This is a genomic window from Pleomorphomonas sp. JP5, assembly GCF_023721815.1.
Classification (GTDB): domain Bacteria; phylum Pseudomonadota; class Alphaproteobacteria; order Rhizobiales; family Pleomorphomonadaceae; genus Pleomorphomonas.
Window position 1 is genome coordinate 607137 of record NZ_JAMDLI010000008.1, and the last position, 14135, is coordinate 621271.

The following is a 14135-nucleotide window of genomic DNA, read 5'->3' on the forward strand; positions in this document are numbered from 1 at the left end:
TACCGATCGCCGCCCGGCCACTCGGGCTCCAGGCTCCGCAGCAAAAAAGCGCCGATGAACGCCATGCCTTCCACGGACACACCCACGACAGAGCCCATCCTGAAGATGACGGGCATCTCCAAGACCTTTCCTGGCGTCAAGGCGCTGTCGGACGTCGCGCTCGAGCTCCGGCCCGGCCACGTCACGGCGCTGATCGGCGAGAACGGCGCCGGCAAGTCGACGCTGGTCAAGATCCTGACGGGAATCTACCAGCCCGACGGCGGCAGCATTGCGATCGACGGCAAGGAGGTCGCGCTTCCGACCGCCGAGGCGGCGCAGGAGCTCGGCATCACCGCCATCCACCAGGAAACGGTGCTGTTCGACGAACTGACGGTGGCCGAGAACATCTACCTCGGTCATCAGCCTCGCAATCGCTATGGCCTGATCGACTGGGCAGCGATGCATGCGCGCGCGGCGGCCATTCTGCACGGCATCGATGCGCCGATCTCGACTCGCACGCGCCTCAAGGATCTCTCCATTGCCCAGCGTCATCTGGTTGCGATCGCCCGGGCACTCTCGATCGATGCCCGCATCGTCATCATGGACGAGCCCACCGCCGCCCTCTCCTACAAGGAGGTGGAAGAACTGTTCGGCATCATCGACAGGCTGAAGAAGGCCGGCAAGGCCATCCTGTTCATCAGCCACAAGTTCGAGGAAGTCTGGCAGATCTGCGAGTATTTCGCCGTCTTCCGAGATGGACGTCAGGTGGGAGCCGGCCGTCTCGACGAAGTGTCGCACAACGACCTCGTCAAGTTGATGGTCGGCCGCGACGTGACGCAGGCTTTCCCCAAGCTCCCCGCCGAAATCGGCGACGTGGTGTTGAAGGTCGACGGCTACTGCCACCCGACCGAGTTCGACCAGGTATCTCTGGAGCTCAGGCGCGGAGAGATTCTGGGCCTTTACGGCCTCGTGGGCGCCGGTCGTTCGGAGTTTTGCCAGGCCTTGTTCGGCGTGACCCATCCGTCGGCTGGAACGGTGACCTTGTCGGGCAAGTCGATCGCCGTGCGTTCGCCGTCCGATGCCATCGATGCCGGCATCGTCTACGTGCCGGAAGAGCGTGGCCGCCACGGCGCCATCACGGCCATGTCGATCGTTTCCAACATTTCGCTGCCGTCCCTGAAGGTCACCAGTCGGCGCAACTTTCTCCGCATGGCCGAGGAGTTCGAACTCGCCCGCGAATACGCCGAACGTCTCGACCTCAGAGCCGCCTCGCTCAGCCAGCCGGTCGGCACTTTATCGGGCGGAAACCAGCAGAAGGTGGTGATCGGCAAGTGGCTGGCCACTCTGCCGAAAGTGATCATTCTGGACGAGCCCACCAAGGGCATCGACATCGGTTCAAAGGCCGCCGTACATGCCTTCATGAGCCAGCTCGCCGTCGAAGGCCTCGCCGTGATCATGGTGTCGAGCGAGATCCCGGAGATCCTCGGCATGAGCGACCGGGTTATTGTCATGCGCGAGGGGCGGATGGCCGGCGTGTTCGAACGCGAAGGCCTGACGCCGGAAGCGCTGGTCCGCGCCGCCACCGGCAACAAGGAGGCCGCCGCGTGACTCGCCGCCCCACTTTCATTGCCATCTCCGCCCCGGAGCTTTTCCGATGACTATCGTTCGCAGCCTTCTTGCGCGGCGCGAAGCGCTTCTGGTGCTGGCCTGCCTCCTGTTGCTTGCCGCCATCACCGCGCGCTTCCCCGCCTTCTCGACACCCAAGAACCTCGCCGGCGTGTTCAACGACACGTCGATCCTGATCATGATGGCACTCGGTCAGTCGGCGGTCATCCTCACAAAATCGATCGATCTGTCGGTTGCCGCCAACGTGGCCCTGACCGGCATGACGGTCGCCATGTTGAACCACCTCGTCCCAGGCCTGCCCGTCTTCGTGCTGATCCTTGTCGCCATCGGCATGGGCATGCTGCTCGGCGCCATCAACGGCTTCCTGGTCTGGTGGCTCGACATCCCGGCCATCGTGGTGACGCTCGGCACCATGACGATTTTCCGCGGGCTTGCCTTTGTCGAATCCGGTGGCGCCTGGGTCAACGCTCACGAGATGTCGCCTGCCTTCCTCGAGTTGCCGCGCACGCTGATCCTCGGCCTGCCGGTGCTGTCGTGGACCGGCCTCCTGGCCATCGTTCTGGCAACTCTCCTGTTCACCCGCACGGGTCTCGGCCGTGCGTTCTACGCCACCGGCGGCAACGCCGTCGCCGCCGTCTACGCCGGCATCGACATTGGCAAGACCCGCTTTCTTGCCTTCGTCCTGTCCGGCACGGTCGCCGGCCTCTGCGGCTATCTCTGGGTGTCGCGCTACGCCGTCGCCTATGTCGACGTGGCCTCGGGCTTCGAGCTCGACACCATCGCCGCCTGCGTCATCGGCGGTGTCTCGACCATCGGCGGCGTCGGCACGGTTGGCGGCGTAGTGCTGGGCGCCTTGTTCCTCGGCATCATCAAGAATGCGCTGCCGGTGATCGGCATCTCGCCGTTCTGGCAGATGGCGATTTCGGGCGCCATCATCATTACCGCCGTCGTCATCAATGCCCGCGGCGAACGCGTCAAGGGCCGCGTCATCCTGCGCCGCAAGGAGCTTCCGCTATGAGCGATCAGTCCGCCGCTCTCACCCCGCGCCACATTCCCGACCGTCTCGACAGCCCATTCAAGCGGGCGGCAAAAAGCTGGGAAACGCTGCTGCTGGCCGTGGCGATCGCGATCGCCATCGCCAACTCGCTGGCCTCGCCCTACTTCCTCGACCCATGGAATCTTTCTGACGCGACCTTCAACTTCACGGAAAAGGCCATCCTGGCGCTGGCCATGACATTCGTGATCGTCACCGGCGAAATCGATCTGTCGGTTGCCTCGATCATCGCGCTGGCGTCCACCGCCATGGGAGCCGCGGCCGAGGTCGGAGCCGGTACGCCGGTTTTGTTCCTCGTCGGGCTCGGCGTGGGGCTCGGGTGCGGCGTCTTCAACGGCTTCCTGGTGGCCAGGCTCGGCCTTCCGGCCATCGTCGCGACCATTGGCACCATGAGCCTTTATCGCGGCATCGCCTACGTCGTGCTCGGCGACCAAGTCTACAAGAACTATCCTGCCGATTTCGCTGTCTTCGGCCAGGGCTATGCGTTCTGGATCTTCTCGATCGAGTTCGTCACCTTCCTCGGCCTTGCGGTCGTCGCCGGTATCGTGCTGCACAAGACGATCTTCGGACGGCAGGTCTATGCCGTCGGAAACAATCCGCTGGCCGCAAGCTTCTCCGGCGTCAAGGTGCGGCGCATCAAGTTCATCGTCTTTCTGATGACGGGCGTCGCTGCCGGCCTCGCCTCGGTGATGCTGACGTCCCGCCTCGGCTCCACCCGCCCGTCGATCGCCGTCGGCTGGGAGCTCGACGCGGTGACGATGGCGGTGCTCGGCGGCGTCGGCATCAATGGCGGCACCGGCAACATCCTTGGCGTGGTCATCGCCGCCTTCGTGATGGGGCTCGTCACCTTCGGCCTGGGGCTGCTAAACGTTCCCGGCATTGTCATGAGCATCTTCATGGGGTTGATGCTGATCCTGGTGATCGCACTGCCGCTCGTCGTCCAGCGGATCAACAACCGCCGCCGTGTCGCTCGCTGATCATCGCCGGGCAAAGGAGAGAGCAATGTCGACGACGCCGAGATTCATCGCGGTTCTCGACGTGGGCAAGACCAACGTTAAGGTGGTGGTCCACGACCTTGAAACCGGTGAAGACGTGTTCGTTCGGACGCGGCCGAATGCCGTCATCGACGCCCCGCCCTATCCCCACTATGACGTGGAGGGGATGTGGACCTTCTTCATCGACACACTGAAGGAGGCATCGGCGACGCTTCGAGTCGACGCCCTCTCCTTCACCACCCATGGCGCGACCTTCGCCTTGATGGCCGGAGATCGGCTCGCCTTGCCGATCCTCGACTACGAGTTTCACGGCCCGGATGCTCTTGAGGACGCCTATCTCGCGGCGCGTCCACCGTTTACGGAGAGTTTCACGCCTCGCCTGCCTGGCGGTCTCAATGCCGGGGCACAGCTTTTCTGGCAGGCCCGTACATTCCCCAAGGCCTTCTCGACGGTAACGGCGATTGTCCCCTATCCTCAGTATTGGGCGTTTCGCTTTACGGGCGTGATGGCGAGCGAGCCGACCTCGCTGGGAGTGCATACCGACCTTTGGGCTCCAGAGAAACGCGACTTTTCCTCCTTCGCCACAGCCGAGGGGTGGAGTAAACTGTTCGCGCCGCCGCGCTCGGCCTTCGACCGGCTCGGCACGGTGAGCCAGGACATAGCGACCCTGACAGGTCTACCCGCCGATACGCCTGTCTATTGCGGCATCCACGATTCCAACGCCTCACTGCTGCCGCATCTTCTTGGTCGCCAGCCGCCATTTACGGTGCTTTCTACCGGTACCTGGGTGATCGTTTTCGCAGTCGGCGGCGAGGCGTCGGCGCTCGACGCCCGCCGCGACGGTCTTTGCAATGTCGATGCATTCAGCAATCCCGTGCCATCGTCGCGTTTCATGGGGGGGCGCGAGTTCGATCTCCTGACGGAAGGCCATCCGCGGAAGCCGACACAGGAAGACGTTCGCTCCGTACTTGACGACAGCATTATGGTTCACCCAACTTTCGTACCTGGATGCGGCCCATTCCCGGACGGAAAGGGAGAATGGAGCAGAGATCCTTCCACGCTCGCCGGCGGCGTGCGGACCGCAGCCGTCAGCCTCTACCTCGCATTGGTGGCGCAGGCCGCGATGTCTGTCGCCGGCGCGGCCGGTCCCATCATCATTGAAGGGCCTTTCGGCCGCGACACTCTCTTCGCAGAAGCTCTGCAGCGGCTCACAGGGCGCCCAGTAGCAATCGCCGACGGTGCCACCGGCACGTCAACCGGCGCCGCGATGCTGGCGCTTGGTTCTGACGGGCAACTCGATCTTCCGCCCGACCGACCGGTGGGCGGCATCTACGATCTCGAAGGCCTCGAGAGCTACGCCGAGCGGTGGGCGAGTTGAAGCTGCGCTCCAATCCGTCCCGTCACCCGGTAGGAGAAACCCACCTCGGACCGGTCGAGCGCCATCACTTCGCCTTCGAGAATGACCGGGATGACGGTGCGCAGCAGCAAGCGACCGAAGTCGCTGATTTCGATCGAAGACGCGCCTGACATGCGCCATTCCAGATGGAAGGCGCCGTCGGGTCGCATCTCCCATGACACGACCACGCGCTCGGGCGGTTGTTCCGCCGTCGCGGCGGCCGCCACCAGCTCGTGTGCGCCCAGCATGACGTTCTGAGCGACGTCTGGACCGAGAAGGACGTCCGGACCGTCAAGATCGACGCGGATGTTGTCCGTACCCTCCACATCGGCCCAGGCACGACTCACCACCTCGGCCAGCGGGATACCGCGCCACCCGTTCTGCACCAGAAGCTCGTGAGCGGCCGACAGCGCGAGCAGGCGCCCGCTAAAAGGCGCGAGGAATCCAGCGGCATCGGGGTATCCCTTGGCGCTCTGCCGCGCGATGCCTTGCACCACCGCCAGAAGGTTCTTGGAGCGGTGAGTAAGTTCGCGCAGGATGTCTCGCATCTCGCGCTCGTGTTCCTTGTAGCGGGACACATCAATGGCCGCCGCCAGAACGCCAGTGATCCGCTCATCCACAGTGACCGGCTCAACGAAGCCTTCGAACCAGCGCTGCTGTCCGCCGAGAACGAAGGCGATCTCGAAACGCTCCGGCATGCCGCCCCCCAGGACGCGTCTTGCGATGCCAGCAAACTCGGCGGCCTCTCCCGGCAGCAACAGGTCGGCCGGCCGATGCCCCAGGATGTCGGCCTGGGTAAGGGGCCGCGGCGGATTGTGCACCCAGGTAAAAACCAGGTCAGCGTCGAGTTCGAGAATCGAGATGTCCGACCCTTCGAGCGCCATCTCGAAGCGATGCCGAACCGTCTCCAACTCGGCGGTGCGGCCGGCAACACGACTTTCCAGGTCACGATTGAGATCGCTGAGTTGGTCGATCAACCTTCGATTGGCCGCCTGTCCCTCCACCAGAAGCGCGTTCGCTTCGTTGGCCTCCTGGCTGGTCGGCTGGCCAACGAGCCTCGGGATCATCGGCCAGACGGCCACGCCCACGACGAAGGCGACGACGGCGGCGACCGTCTCCATCAACACGGGAAGACCGCCACCGGTCGCTCCCGAGAGCAGGCGGCCGATGGCTCCCACGGCAACGGCCAAAACGAAAATGAACAGAAGAGCGGACGTGCCCATCAAGCCACCGGCACGGTGGCGCATGCGGAAGAGGTAGGTCACAAGGCCCGCCGACACGGAGACGCAGGCGGCAAGTGTCATTCCCCGCGCCAGCGTCTTGAGTGTCTCGAGGTCATCAGGCTGCACCTTGCCCTCCGCGTCAGACGAACGACGATCGGAAAGTCCACCTGTGTCCGGTCAGCGTCACGCGCTGTCCCTCAACCGCAGCGATGCGACCTTGTCGAAGAACAGAGCCTGTGAGATCACCGCCTTTACCATCTCCTCGCGGAACGGCTTGGCGATAAGGAATGTCGGCTCAGGCCGCTCGCCGGTCAGCAACGACTCCGGATAGGCCGTGATGAAGATGACAGGCACTTCGAAGCTCGAGAGGATGTCGTTGACGGCATCCAGCCCCGACGAGCCATCGGCGAGGCGAATATCGGCCAGGATCAGGCCCGGACGTTCACGGCGCGCCATCGCAACCGCCTCGTCCCGCGTGCGCGCGTTTCCGACAACGGTATGGCCGAGTCCCTCGACCAAGCCCTCGAGGTCCATCGCAATCAGAGGCTCGTCCTCGATGACAAGGACGCGTGAAGCAACCTGCTCGCCAATCTGGCGAGAGGCTTCCGAAAGCAAGGCCGAGAAGGCTTCCGGCCCGACGTCCAGAATCACAGACGCGTCGAACGGTGAAAAGCCTTCCATGGCCGTAAGGAGAAACGCCTGCCGGGGCAGCGGGGTGATCGCGTCAAGGCGTCGATCGGCCGCCGGGCGTTCGCCAGGTTCGTCCAACCTCATGTAGTTCATGGGGTTGGCGTTCCACACCGAAGAAAAAAGCTTGTAGACGCCCAGTCGCGGATCGAGCGACTGATCGAAACCATCCGGATCGGCCACCAGTTGTTCCAACATGGCCACGACGTGACTGTCGCCGCTCGCCTGGCTGCCACTCAATGCCCTCGCATAGCGACGGAGAAGGGGAAGCTGGGGAGCGATCAGAGCCGTGATTGACATGAGAAGCCTTTCCAACGCTTGGACGAGCAATCAACTAAAGAGAGCTGTTCTGCGTTAAAACGTCAGGGCGGCTAACCGGTTCCCTTCCCCATCGCTTTTTTTGTGGCACGCCGGAACCGGAAACACTTGTTCGCGTTAAGCACAAGATGTGACCACGCAGCCTTCGCCGCAAGAACGTCGATAGGATTGTTGTTTCGAAGTCGTCCTGAAAGAGTCGCCATGTCAGACAAAAAAGAAACGTCAGAGCGCCCCACACTAGAACCGCCGATCCAGGCTCATCTCGGTGACCAGTTGAAGAAGCTTTACGGTTCGATCCTGTCCGAGCCGATTCCCGAAAAGCTGACCATGCTGCTCGACCAACTCGAGAAATCCGAAAGAAAGGAGCGAGAGGGCCAGTCGGAAGGTGGCGACGGGGGTAGCGATCAATGACAGCCATCGCGGCCTTCAAGTCCGCCCTCCTGGCAGAGCTCCCTTCGCTGCGTGCATTTGCCATTTCCCTCTCTGGCAGCCACGATCACGCTGACGACCTTGTGCAGGAAACGGTAATGAAGGCTTGGGGCGCTCATGCCAGCTTCATTCCGGGTACCAGCCTCAGGGCCTGGCTGTTCACAATCATGCGCAACACCTATTTCAGCCAATATCGCAAAGCCCGGCGGGAGGTGCAGGACACCGACGGCGAGGCGGCGGCACGGTTGGTTTCGGCTCCGGCCCAGGACGGTCATCTCAATCTGGCGGACTTTCGCTCGGCACTCGAGAAGCTCCCGGATGATCAGCGCGAAGCCCTGATCCTGGTGGGCGCCTCAGGTTTTTCCTGCGAAGAGGCTGCCGAGATCTGCGGATGCGCCGTCGGCACCATCAAGAGCCGCGTCAACCGGGCGCGCCAGAAGCTCATGCAGATCATGTCGATTCAGAGCGCGGGCGAACTCTGATCCATCCTGTCTTTCCATGTTGCCAGACGGTCGGCGCACAAGGCGCCGGCCGTCTCATTTGCATCAGGTTGGCAACGGTAGACGGCTATCCGCCTTGAACTCGCAATGAATCGTGCGTGCGACGAGCAGCAGCGGTACTGCGAGCACCGCGCCGATGGCTCCCCACATCCAGGTCCAGAAGATGATCGCCAGAAAGACAAGAAAAGGGTTGATCTCGAAACGGCGCCCCAGCACCGCCGGGATGACGGCATTCTCGCAGATCAGGTGAACCGTCATGAAGGCGCCGACCGGCCACATGACGGCTAGCGGACCATAGTCGAGCACCAACCCGCCGGAGGCGATGGCCAACGATATGATGGCCGGCCCGAGAAATGGGACAAAGCTCATGGCAAAGGCAAACACCCCCCAAAGGATGGGTGTGGGAAGTCCGGCCGCCAGGGCGATCAGACCCGTGGCGATGCCGACGCCGCCATAGATGACCGACGTCGTCCCGAAGTAGCGTGTCAGCGCCGCTTCGGTCGCATTGAAGATGCGGATGGCGGCTAGGCGCTCCTCCCGGCCGCCAAAGGCAAGGATTGACCGGCGTCTCAGTCGGGCCCGACCGGCTACATAGAAGACAAGCGTCGCGAGAAAGATCAGGAACTCGCCGAAGGCAGGCGTCAAGCCGCCGAGAAAGCTGGCGACAAGACCAAAATCCAGCGAGCCCAGCATCTTATCCAGGCTTGCCACACCGCCATCCGTCCCAAGGCTTCCACCGGTGAGGCGCGCTTGCAGCGTCGTGAAAGGGGATAGCAGATCACCCAGGGCAGCAACGACCCGCGGCAACACCTGCGGCAACCGGTCGATCAGCGTCATGATCGGTTCGGCGACCGCTTCTATCAACAGGAACAGACCGACCCCAAGAACGGCGGTCAGGGCGAGGCCGGCAACCATCGGCGATATGCCGATGCGCTGACCGCGATCGCCGACGTGTGCGACAACGCTGCCGCCAATGATCGCCGCGACCATGGGCATCACGAGAGAGGCGGCGACGTGCAAGGCGACCAGCAACGCCAGTACGAACAATCCGATGATCGACAGGTCGACGAGCGTTCGACGCATGTCCGGCGCGTCCTTGTCGCTCGACAGCGGTCGGTCGAAGGGTGCCCGGCGGACAATGTACTTCAAGGGGGTGCTCCGTCGCATGAGACCGCACCCGACCGGATGTCTGTGCGGCCCCTCACCAATTCGCCAGAGCCGGTCCGGTTCCTTGCCGCAGAGATGGCGTCGATCTCCGGTGGACGCGTCGGTCACTCGAAAGCGAGGAACCCGACGCGACATCGGACGTTGTCCTTTCAGATGCCCGGTTGCGGCAGACCACGCGGCCTTGATCGTCCCGGGCCCTCTAGCCAATCAGATGAAAGGATCAAGCCATGCCAACTCCTGACCCTTCGACCTCGAAGAGCGGCTCGAGCGCGGCCGACAAGATCAAGAAAGACGCCAGCGCGGCGGTAGCCTCGGCCAAGGCGGCCGCCGCAGACGCGGCGGACGAGGTACGCGAGGAGATCGGAGCGGCCGACTCCACTGGAGCCAGGGTCGTCGCCGAAAACGCTAGAAAAATCAAACAGGACTTCGGCGCGGCCGGCAGCGAGTTGGCTGGCAAGGCAGGCGACGTGGCAACTGCGGCGCAGGAGGCGCTCATAGAGATGAAACGCATTATGGACGAGTTCGCGGCCAAGACCGGGACCAAGGCTTCCGAAGCGGTGGAAACGGTCAAGGCAACCGGCGCCGATGCCGCCGATCACCTCGGCGCGGCCTTCAATGGCGCCGGTTCGCTCGGCAAGGAGAGTATCGACGGCATTGCCGAAGCGGCCGCCAAGCGCCCGATAACGGCCATGGCCATCGCGTTGGGCGTGGGAGTCCTTCTCGGGTTCGCCTCGCGCGGCAGCTCGCGCACATGATGTTCGCGCGTCTCCTCGGCATTGATGTGTCTCGGATCAAGCGGCGCGGCGGCATTGCCGTCGCTGCCGCGATGGTCGCGGCGTTGGCGGCCATTCTGGCCATTGGATTTGCCGCTCTCGCGGGACACATCGCGCTTTCCAGGCACTTCGCCCCAGAGATTGCCGCCCTGATCGTCGCCGGTTCGTTGATGGTGTTGACCTTGATCGCGCTTCTCATCGCGCGGCAGCTGCTCGACAGAGCTCAACGCGAGCTCAGGGCGGCCGTCGCCTCCAGTGCAGCGGTTGCCTTCGCTCCGACGGCGGCCTCGATGGCAGCCAAGCATACTCGACTGGCGGCAGTGGTCGGAGTGGCCGCCATCGGATTCTGGCTGGCACGTAACGCCGGTCGCCGATGACCGCTTGATCGGCGACCGTCAGCCGATGGTGAACTCGATGCAGACCTGGGTCCCTGGATGGAGTTCGGAGTAAGTGACCTCTGCGTCAAGGTTGCGCGCCATGGCGCGGAGTACCTTGGAGCCGATTCCGGTGCCTTGCGCAGGCCCCGTTCCATCCCAGCCGATACCGTCGTCCTCGACACAGATCTGCAGCTGTCCGCCCTCCAGCTTGCGAGAGTGAACGCGAATTTCTCCGCTGGCATCAGGCGCATAGGCATATTTGAATGCGTTGGTCACCAACTCACCGACCATGACGCCAAGTGTTACCGCCTTGTCTGTCGGCAGCGCGACGTGGATGAGGTCCGTCTTGACCAAGCGATGAGCGCCGTTACCCGTCAACGAGGCCGAAAGCTCGCCAACAAGCTGCGTGAGATAAGCGCCAATATCGACCTCGCCGATGTTGTCGGACGTATAGAGGTGGCGATGGACACCGGCGACCGCCGAGATGCGGCTCTGCGTCTCCTCAAGGGCGTGGCGGGCATGCGGATCGCTGACGGTGGCCGCCTGCATGCGGACCATGGCGGCGACCAGACCGAGCGAGTTCGCGACGCGATGGTTGACTTCCTTCAGAAGCATCTCGGCGCGATCTCGCGCCTCCCGGATCAGTTGCTGGTCGCGCACACGCGCGCTTTTCAGACGCCAGCGTTCATAGGCCTGCTCCAGAGCCGCGATCAGGAGATCGAAGAACTCCTTCGACGTGTCCTTGATCACGTAGTCGTCGGCTCCCGTCTTGAGAGCCTCGATGGCCAACCGGGCATCCATGGAGCCGGTGACGTAGACCACCGGTGGGCGGGCACCCCGAGGCCCCATTCGGGCGAGGATGTCGAGACCGGTCTCGGCGGCAAGCGTGTGATCGAGGGCGATGATATCGATACCGCCCTCCTCAACGATTTTCACCGCATCATCGCCAGTCGTGACATGAACCGTCTCGTGACCTCGCCGGGCCAGAGCCTTGCGGACCAACAACGCAAGGGCGAGATCGTCCTCGACGTGCAGAACCTTGATCGACTCCTTGAGATCGATTCCATAGGGCATTCAATCCAGCTCCGGAATCTGCATCACGGACAGAAACAGACCTAACTGACGAATGGCGTTGGCGAAGCTCTCGTAATTGAGTGGCTTGGTAATGTAGACGTTGGCTCCAAGGTCGTAACAGCGCTGTATTTCGCGCGCGTCATCCGTTGTCGTCAGAACGATCACCGGCGTACGCCGCGTATGCTCGTTGGCCTTCAGGCGGGCAAGAATGTCTATGCCAGTCATGTCCGGAAGGTTGAGGTCGAGCAACACGAGCGAAGGTCGGCCGATGGCAACCCGCCCTGTCCCGTCCTTACCGAACAGATAGTTGACGCTGCTCGTGCCATCGCGGAAGGAGATGATCTCATTCGTGACGCCAGCGCGACGAATGTTCTTCTCGATCAGACGAGCGTGTCCCTCGTCGTCCTCGATCATGATGATCGCCACAGGCTTGGGATCTTTGCTCACGTTTCGTTTCTCCCCATACGCAATACAAGGTCTCTGGCAATCGTCACGATGAACGTCGTCCCCGTCTCGCCATCGCTCTTGACGGAAACGTCGCCGCCAAGGCGCCGAGCAAGCATACGGGTGTGCGCCAGACCAATGCCGTCTCCCGGCTGGTCCTGAACGCCCGCGCGCCTAAAAAGTTCAAAGATACGCTCGAAATCAGCCTCGGCGATGCCACGGCCATTGTCTTCCACCTCGAACACCGCCGATCCGCGTTCGAGGCGACCGCGTACAGTAATTTGCCCTGAGCGTCCATCTTTCAGATACTTGGTCGCATTGTCGAGCAGATTCGTGAAGACCTGCTGCAAGGCCGAACGGTCGGAAACGACATCCGGCAAGCGGCCCTCGATGTGAACTTCGGCTCCCGCTTCATCGAAACGCTGGCGGATGGAATCGATGCACTCGGAGACGATGCTCTGCGTGTCCAGCGGAATCGGTTCAAGGACACGACGCCCGGCACGAGACAGCTTCAAAATCTCGTTGATGAGACTGTCCATGCGCTTCATCGACGAGCGAATAAAGCCAAGTGCCTCCGGAATGTCCTCATCGACGGCGAGCAGAGCATCGGCCCGGTCGGGATCATTGGCGTCCTCATCGCCAGCTTTCCGAATGTATCCGGTAAGCCGTTCCGTGGCGGACTCAAGCTCGGACGTGAAGCCCATGATATTGACGAGGGGGGCTCTGAGATCGTGGCTGACGATATAGGCGTAGCGCTGCAGCTCGTCGTTGGTACGCATCACCGCCTCAGTGCGCTCCCTTACGCGCGACTCCAGTTCCTGGTTGATCTCGATGAGCTCCTGTCGTGCTTCATTGATCTGCCTGAGATGGCGGATCATGATCATGGTGGCGCCCGCCGTCAGAACGACGATCATGGCCACTCCGAGACTGATCATGGTCCTCAGCATCGTGGCGGTATCACGCATGGCGGCGGCACGGGCGATGCGGACGTCTATGGCGACCTGACGAATGGCCGCTGCCTTCTCACGGATCTCATCCATCACCGCGCGTCCCTGGTCGGAAGAGATGAGTAGCCGCAACTCGTCGACTTGTCCGGCCCTGAACTCCGCCAGATTGTGTCCGACGAGATCCATCTTTTTCTGGCCGAGCCTGATCAGTTCCGCCACGGGCTCGGGCGCGATCGCCTTGCCCTCGTCGACCTCGGCGGCTCGCAACCGCAGGTCGGACGCATCCTTGGCAAACTGAGTGAGCGCATTCTCATAGGGGCCCAGATAGGCCTCGTTGCTCGTAATGATGAAACCGCGCTGGGCGGTTTCCGCATCGACCAGATCCGAAATGAACTCCAGAATGAGGCGATCGACCCGGGCTGCCTTGAGCGACTCCGTGCCATGAAGCTGAGAACGGGATGAAAAGATGAAGGCGGCCGAAACGATCATCAACAAGACGACCGCCCCGCCCGCCAGGAGAAGAAGACTATAGCCAACGAACCGGCCGGTACCCCACCTCAGCATAAGCCTGCTTTCCATCATCCGCGCAAAGACTATCGACACATACTGCCTGCGAACGAGGAAACTACAAGTTCCTTTCCATCGCCCACACGACACGAATGGCACAAAGGCAGGGACAAGTCGTCACGCCTGAAGCAACTGGAAGACAAAGCTTGCGACGAACAGGATGAGGAAAAGCCCAAAGAGAACCCTGGCAACGCCAGCCGAGGCGGCGGCAATACCGGAAAAACCGAAGATCGCAGCGATCAAGGCAACGACGAGAAAGACAAGAGACCAGTAAAGCATGACGTACAACTCCATCTGTTGTGTTTCGGATGGATTAACGCCGCACATCCAAGACGGTTCCGAAGATACCGTACACTTCGAGGCCACGGTCGTCAGAAACATCGACCACAGCCCCCGGAACCGACGTCACGTTGCCACGTTGTACTTGCGAAGTCCGTGAGCGGGGATCCCCGACTGGCATTCCGTTCTCATCCCCAAAATGGAGCAGACAGCATGCGCAGCATTCTTCTCTGGTTTCTCGGCGTTCCCATTCCGATCATCATCCTGATCGCTCTCCTCTACCGCTGACACTGGCGGGCC

At 62.4% G+C, this 14135-nt stretch carries 15 protein-coding genes; 8 read left to right on the top strand and 7 right to left on the bottom strand.

The window, feature by feature from the left end:
* Positions 1-63 precede the first annotated feature (63 nt).
* Genes M4J40_RS14135 through M4J40_RS14150 form a run of 4 tightly spaced genes read left to right on the top strand, consistent with a single transcriptional unit; the run spans position 64 to position 5032 of the window.
* On the top strand, positions 64-1587 hold the full coding sequence (locus M4J40_RS14135; protein ID WP_311134134.1) for a sugar ABC transporter ATP-binding protein: 1524 nt from the start codon (positions 64-66) through the stop codon (positions 1585-1587).
* 46 nt (positions 1588-1633) lie between these two features.
* The gene (locus tag M4J40_RS14140) at positions 1634-2623 is read left to right on the top strand and encodes an ABC transporter permease (RefSeq protein WP_251754786.1); all 990 of its coding nucleotides are present in this window, start codon (positions 1634-1636) and stop codon (positions 2621-2623) included.
* The gene (locus tag M4J40_RS14145) at positions 2620-3636 is read left to right on the top strand and encodes an ABC transporter permease (RefSeq protein WP_251754787.1); all 1017 of its coding nucleotides are present in this window, start codon (positions 2620-2622) and stop codon (positions 3634-3636) included. The genes M4J40_RS14140 and M4J40_RS14145 overlap by 4 nt, the downstream gene beginning before the upstream one ends.
* Positions 3637-3661: 25 nt before the next feature.
* The gene (locus tag M4J40_RS14150) at positions 3662-5032 is read left to right on the top strand and encodes an FGGY-family carbohydrate kinase (RefSeq protein WP_251754789.1); all 1371 of its coding nucleotides are present in this window, start codon (positions 3662-3664) and stop codon (positions 5030-5032) included.
* On the opposite strand, the gene M4J40_RS14155 is transcribed toward M4J40_RS14150, so the two are convergent.
* Both M4J40_RS14155 and M4J40_RS14160 read right to left on the bottom strand, forming a co-directional pair.
* A complete protein-coding gene (locus M4J40_RS14155) occupies positions 5008-6399 on the bottom strand; it encodes a sensor histidine kinase (protein ID WP_251754792.1) in 1392 nt (463 codons plus the stop codon). The two genes, M4J40_RS14150 and M4J40_RS14155, sit on opposite strands and share 25 nt — an antisense overlap.
* A gap of 57 nt (positions 6400-6456) precedes the next feature.
* Positions 6457-7260: a response regulator gene (locus tag M4J40_RS14160; RefSeq protein WP_251754793.1), complete on the bottom strand. Its 804-nt coding sequence runs from the start codon at positions 7258-7260 to the stop codon at positions 6457-6459.
* Between the two features lie 219 nt (positions 7261-7479).
* On the opposite strand from M4J40_RS14160, the gene M4J40_RS14165 reads away from it, so the two are divergent.
* Complete coding sequence (locus M4J40_RS14165; RefSeq protein WP_251754795.1) at positions 7480-7689, top strand: NepR family anti-sigma factor; 210 nt, start codon at positions 7480-7482, stop codon at positions 7687-7689.
* Positions 7686-8189 carry a sigma-70 family RNA polymerase sigma factor gene (locus tag M4J40_RS14170; protein ID WP_251754796.1) on the top strand — a complete coding sequence of 168 codons (504 nt, stop codon included), beginning with the start codon at positions 7686-7688 and terminating at the stop codon, positions 8187-8189. The genes M4J40_RS14165 and M4J40_RS14170 overlap by 4 nt, the downstream gene beginning before the upstream one ends.
* Before the next feature lie 63 nt (positions 8190-8252).
* Here M4J40_RS14170 and M4J40_RS14175 read toward each other — a convergent pair whose 3' ends face one another.
* Positions 8253-9356 (bottom strand): AI-2E family transporter, encoded by a 1104-nt coding sequence (locus M4J40_RS14175; protein ID WP_251754798.1) that lies wholly within the window; start codon positions 9354-9356, stop codon positions 8253-8255.
* A 245-nt stretch (positions 9357-9601) separates the two neighbouring features.
* Between M4J40_RS14175 and M4J40_RS14180 the strand changes: the two genes are divergently transcribed.
* Together M4J40_RS14180 and M4J40_RS14185 are read left to right on the top strand one after the other, a co-directional pair.
* Positions 9602-10129: a hypothetical protein gene (locus M4J40_RS14180; RefSeq protein WP_251754800.1), complete on the top strand. Its 528-nt coding sequence runs from the start codon at positions 9602-9604 to the stop codon at positions 10127-10129.
* Entirely contained in the window at positions 10126-10524 is a 399-nt protein-coding gene (locus M4J40_RS14185) for a hypothetical protein (RefSeq protein WP_251754801.1), read from the top strand. Before M4J40_RS14180 ends, M4J40_RS14185 begins: the two co-directional genes overlap by 4 nt.
* Before the next feature lie 18 nt (positions 10525-10542).
* On the opposite strand, the gene M4J40_RS14190 is transcribed toward M4J40_RS14185, so the two are convergent.
* The 4 genes from M4J40_RS14190 to M4J40_RS14205 form a co-directional block, all read right to left on the bottom strand.
* Complete coding sequence (locus tag M4J40_RS14190; protein WP_251754803.1) at positions 10543-11598, bottom strand: sensor histidine kinase; 1056 nt, start codon at positions 11596-11598, stop codon at positions 10543-10545.
* A complete protein-coding gene (locus tag M4J40_RS14195; RefSeq protein ID WP_251755607.1) occupies positions 11599-12012 on the bottom strand; it encodes a response regulator in 414 nt (137 codons plus the stop codon).
* 29 nt (positions 12013-12041) lie between these two features.
* Complete coding sequence (locus tag M4J40_RS14200) at positions 12042-13553, bottom strand: ATP-binding protein (protein ID WP_251754805.1); 1512 nt, start codon at positions 13551-13553, stop codon at positions 12042-12044.
* Positions 13554-13673: 120 nt separating this feature from the next.
* Positions 13674-13835 carry a DUF1328 domain-containing protein gene (locus M4J40_RS14205; RefSeq protein ID WP_251755608.1) on the bottom strand — a complete coding sequence of 54 codons (162 nt, stop codon included), beginning with the start codon at positions 13833-13835 and terminating at the stop codon, positions 13674-13676.
* Between the last annotated feature and the right edge of the window lie 300 nt (positions 13836-14135).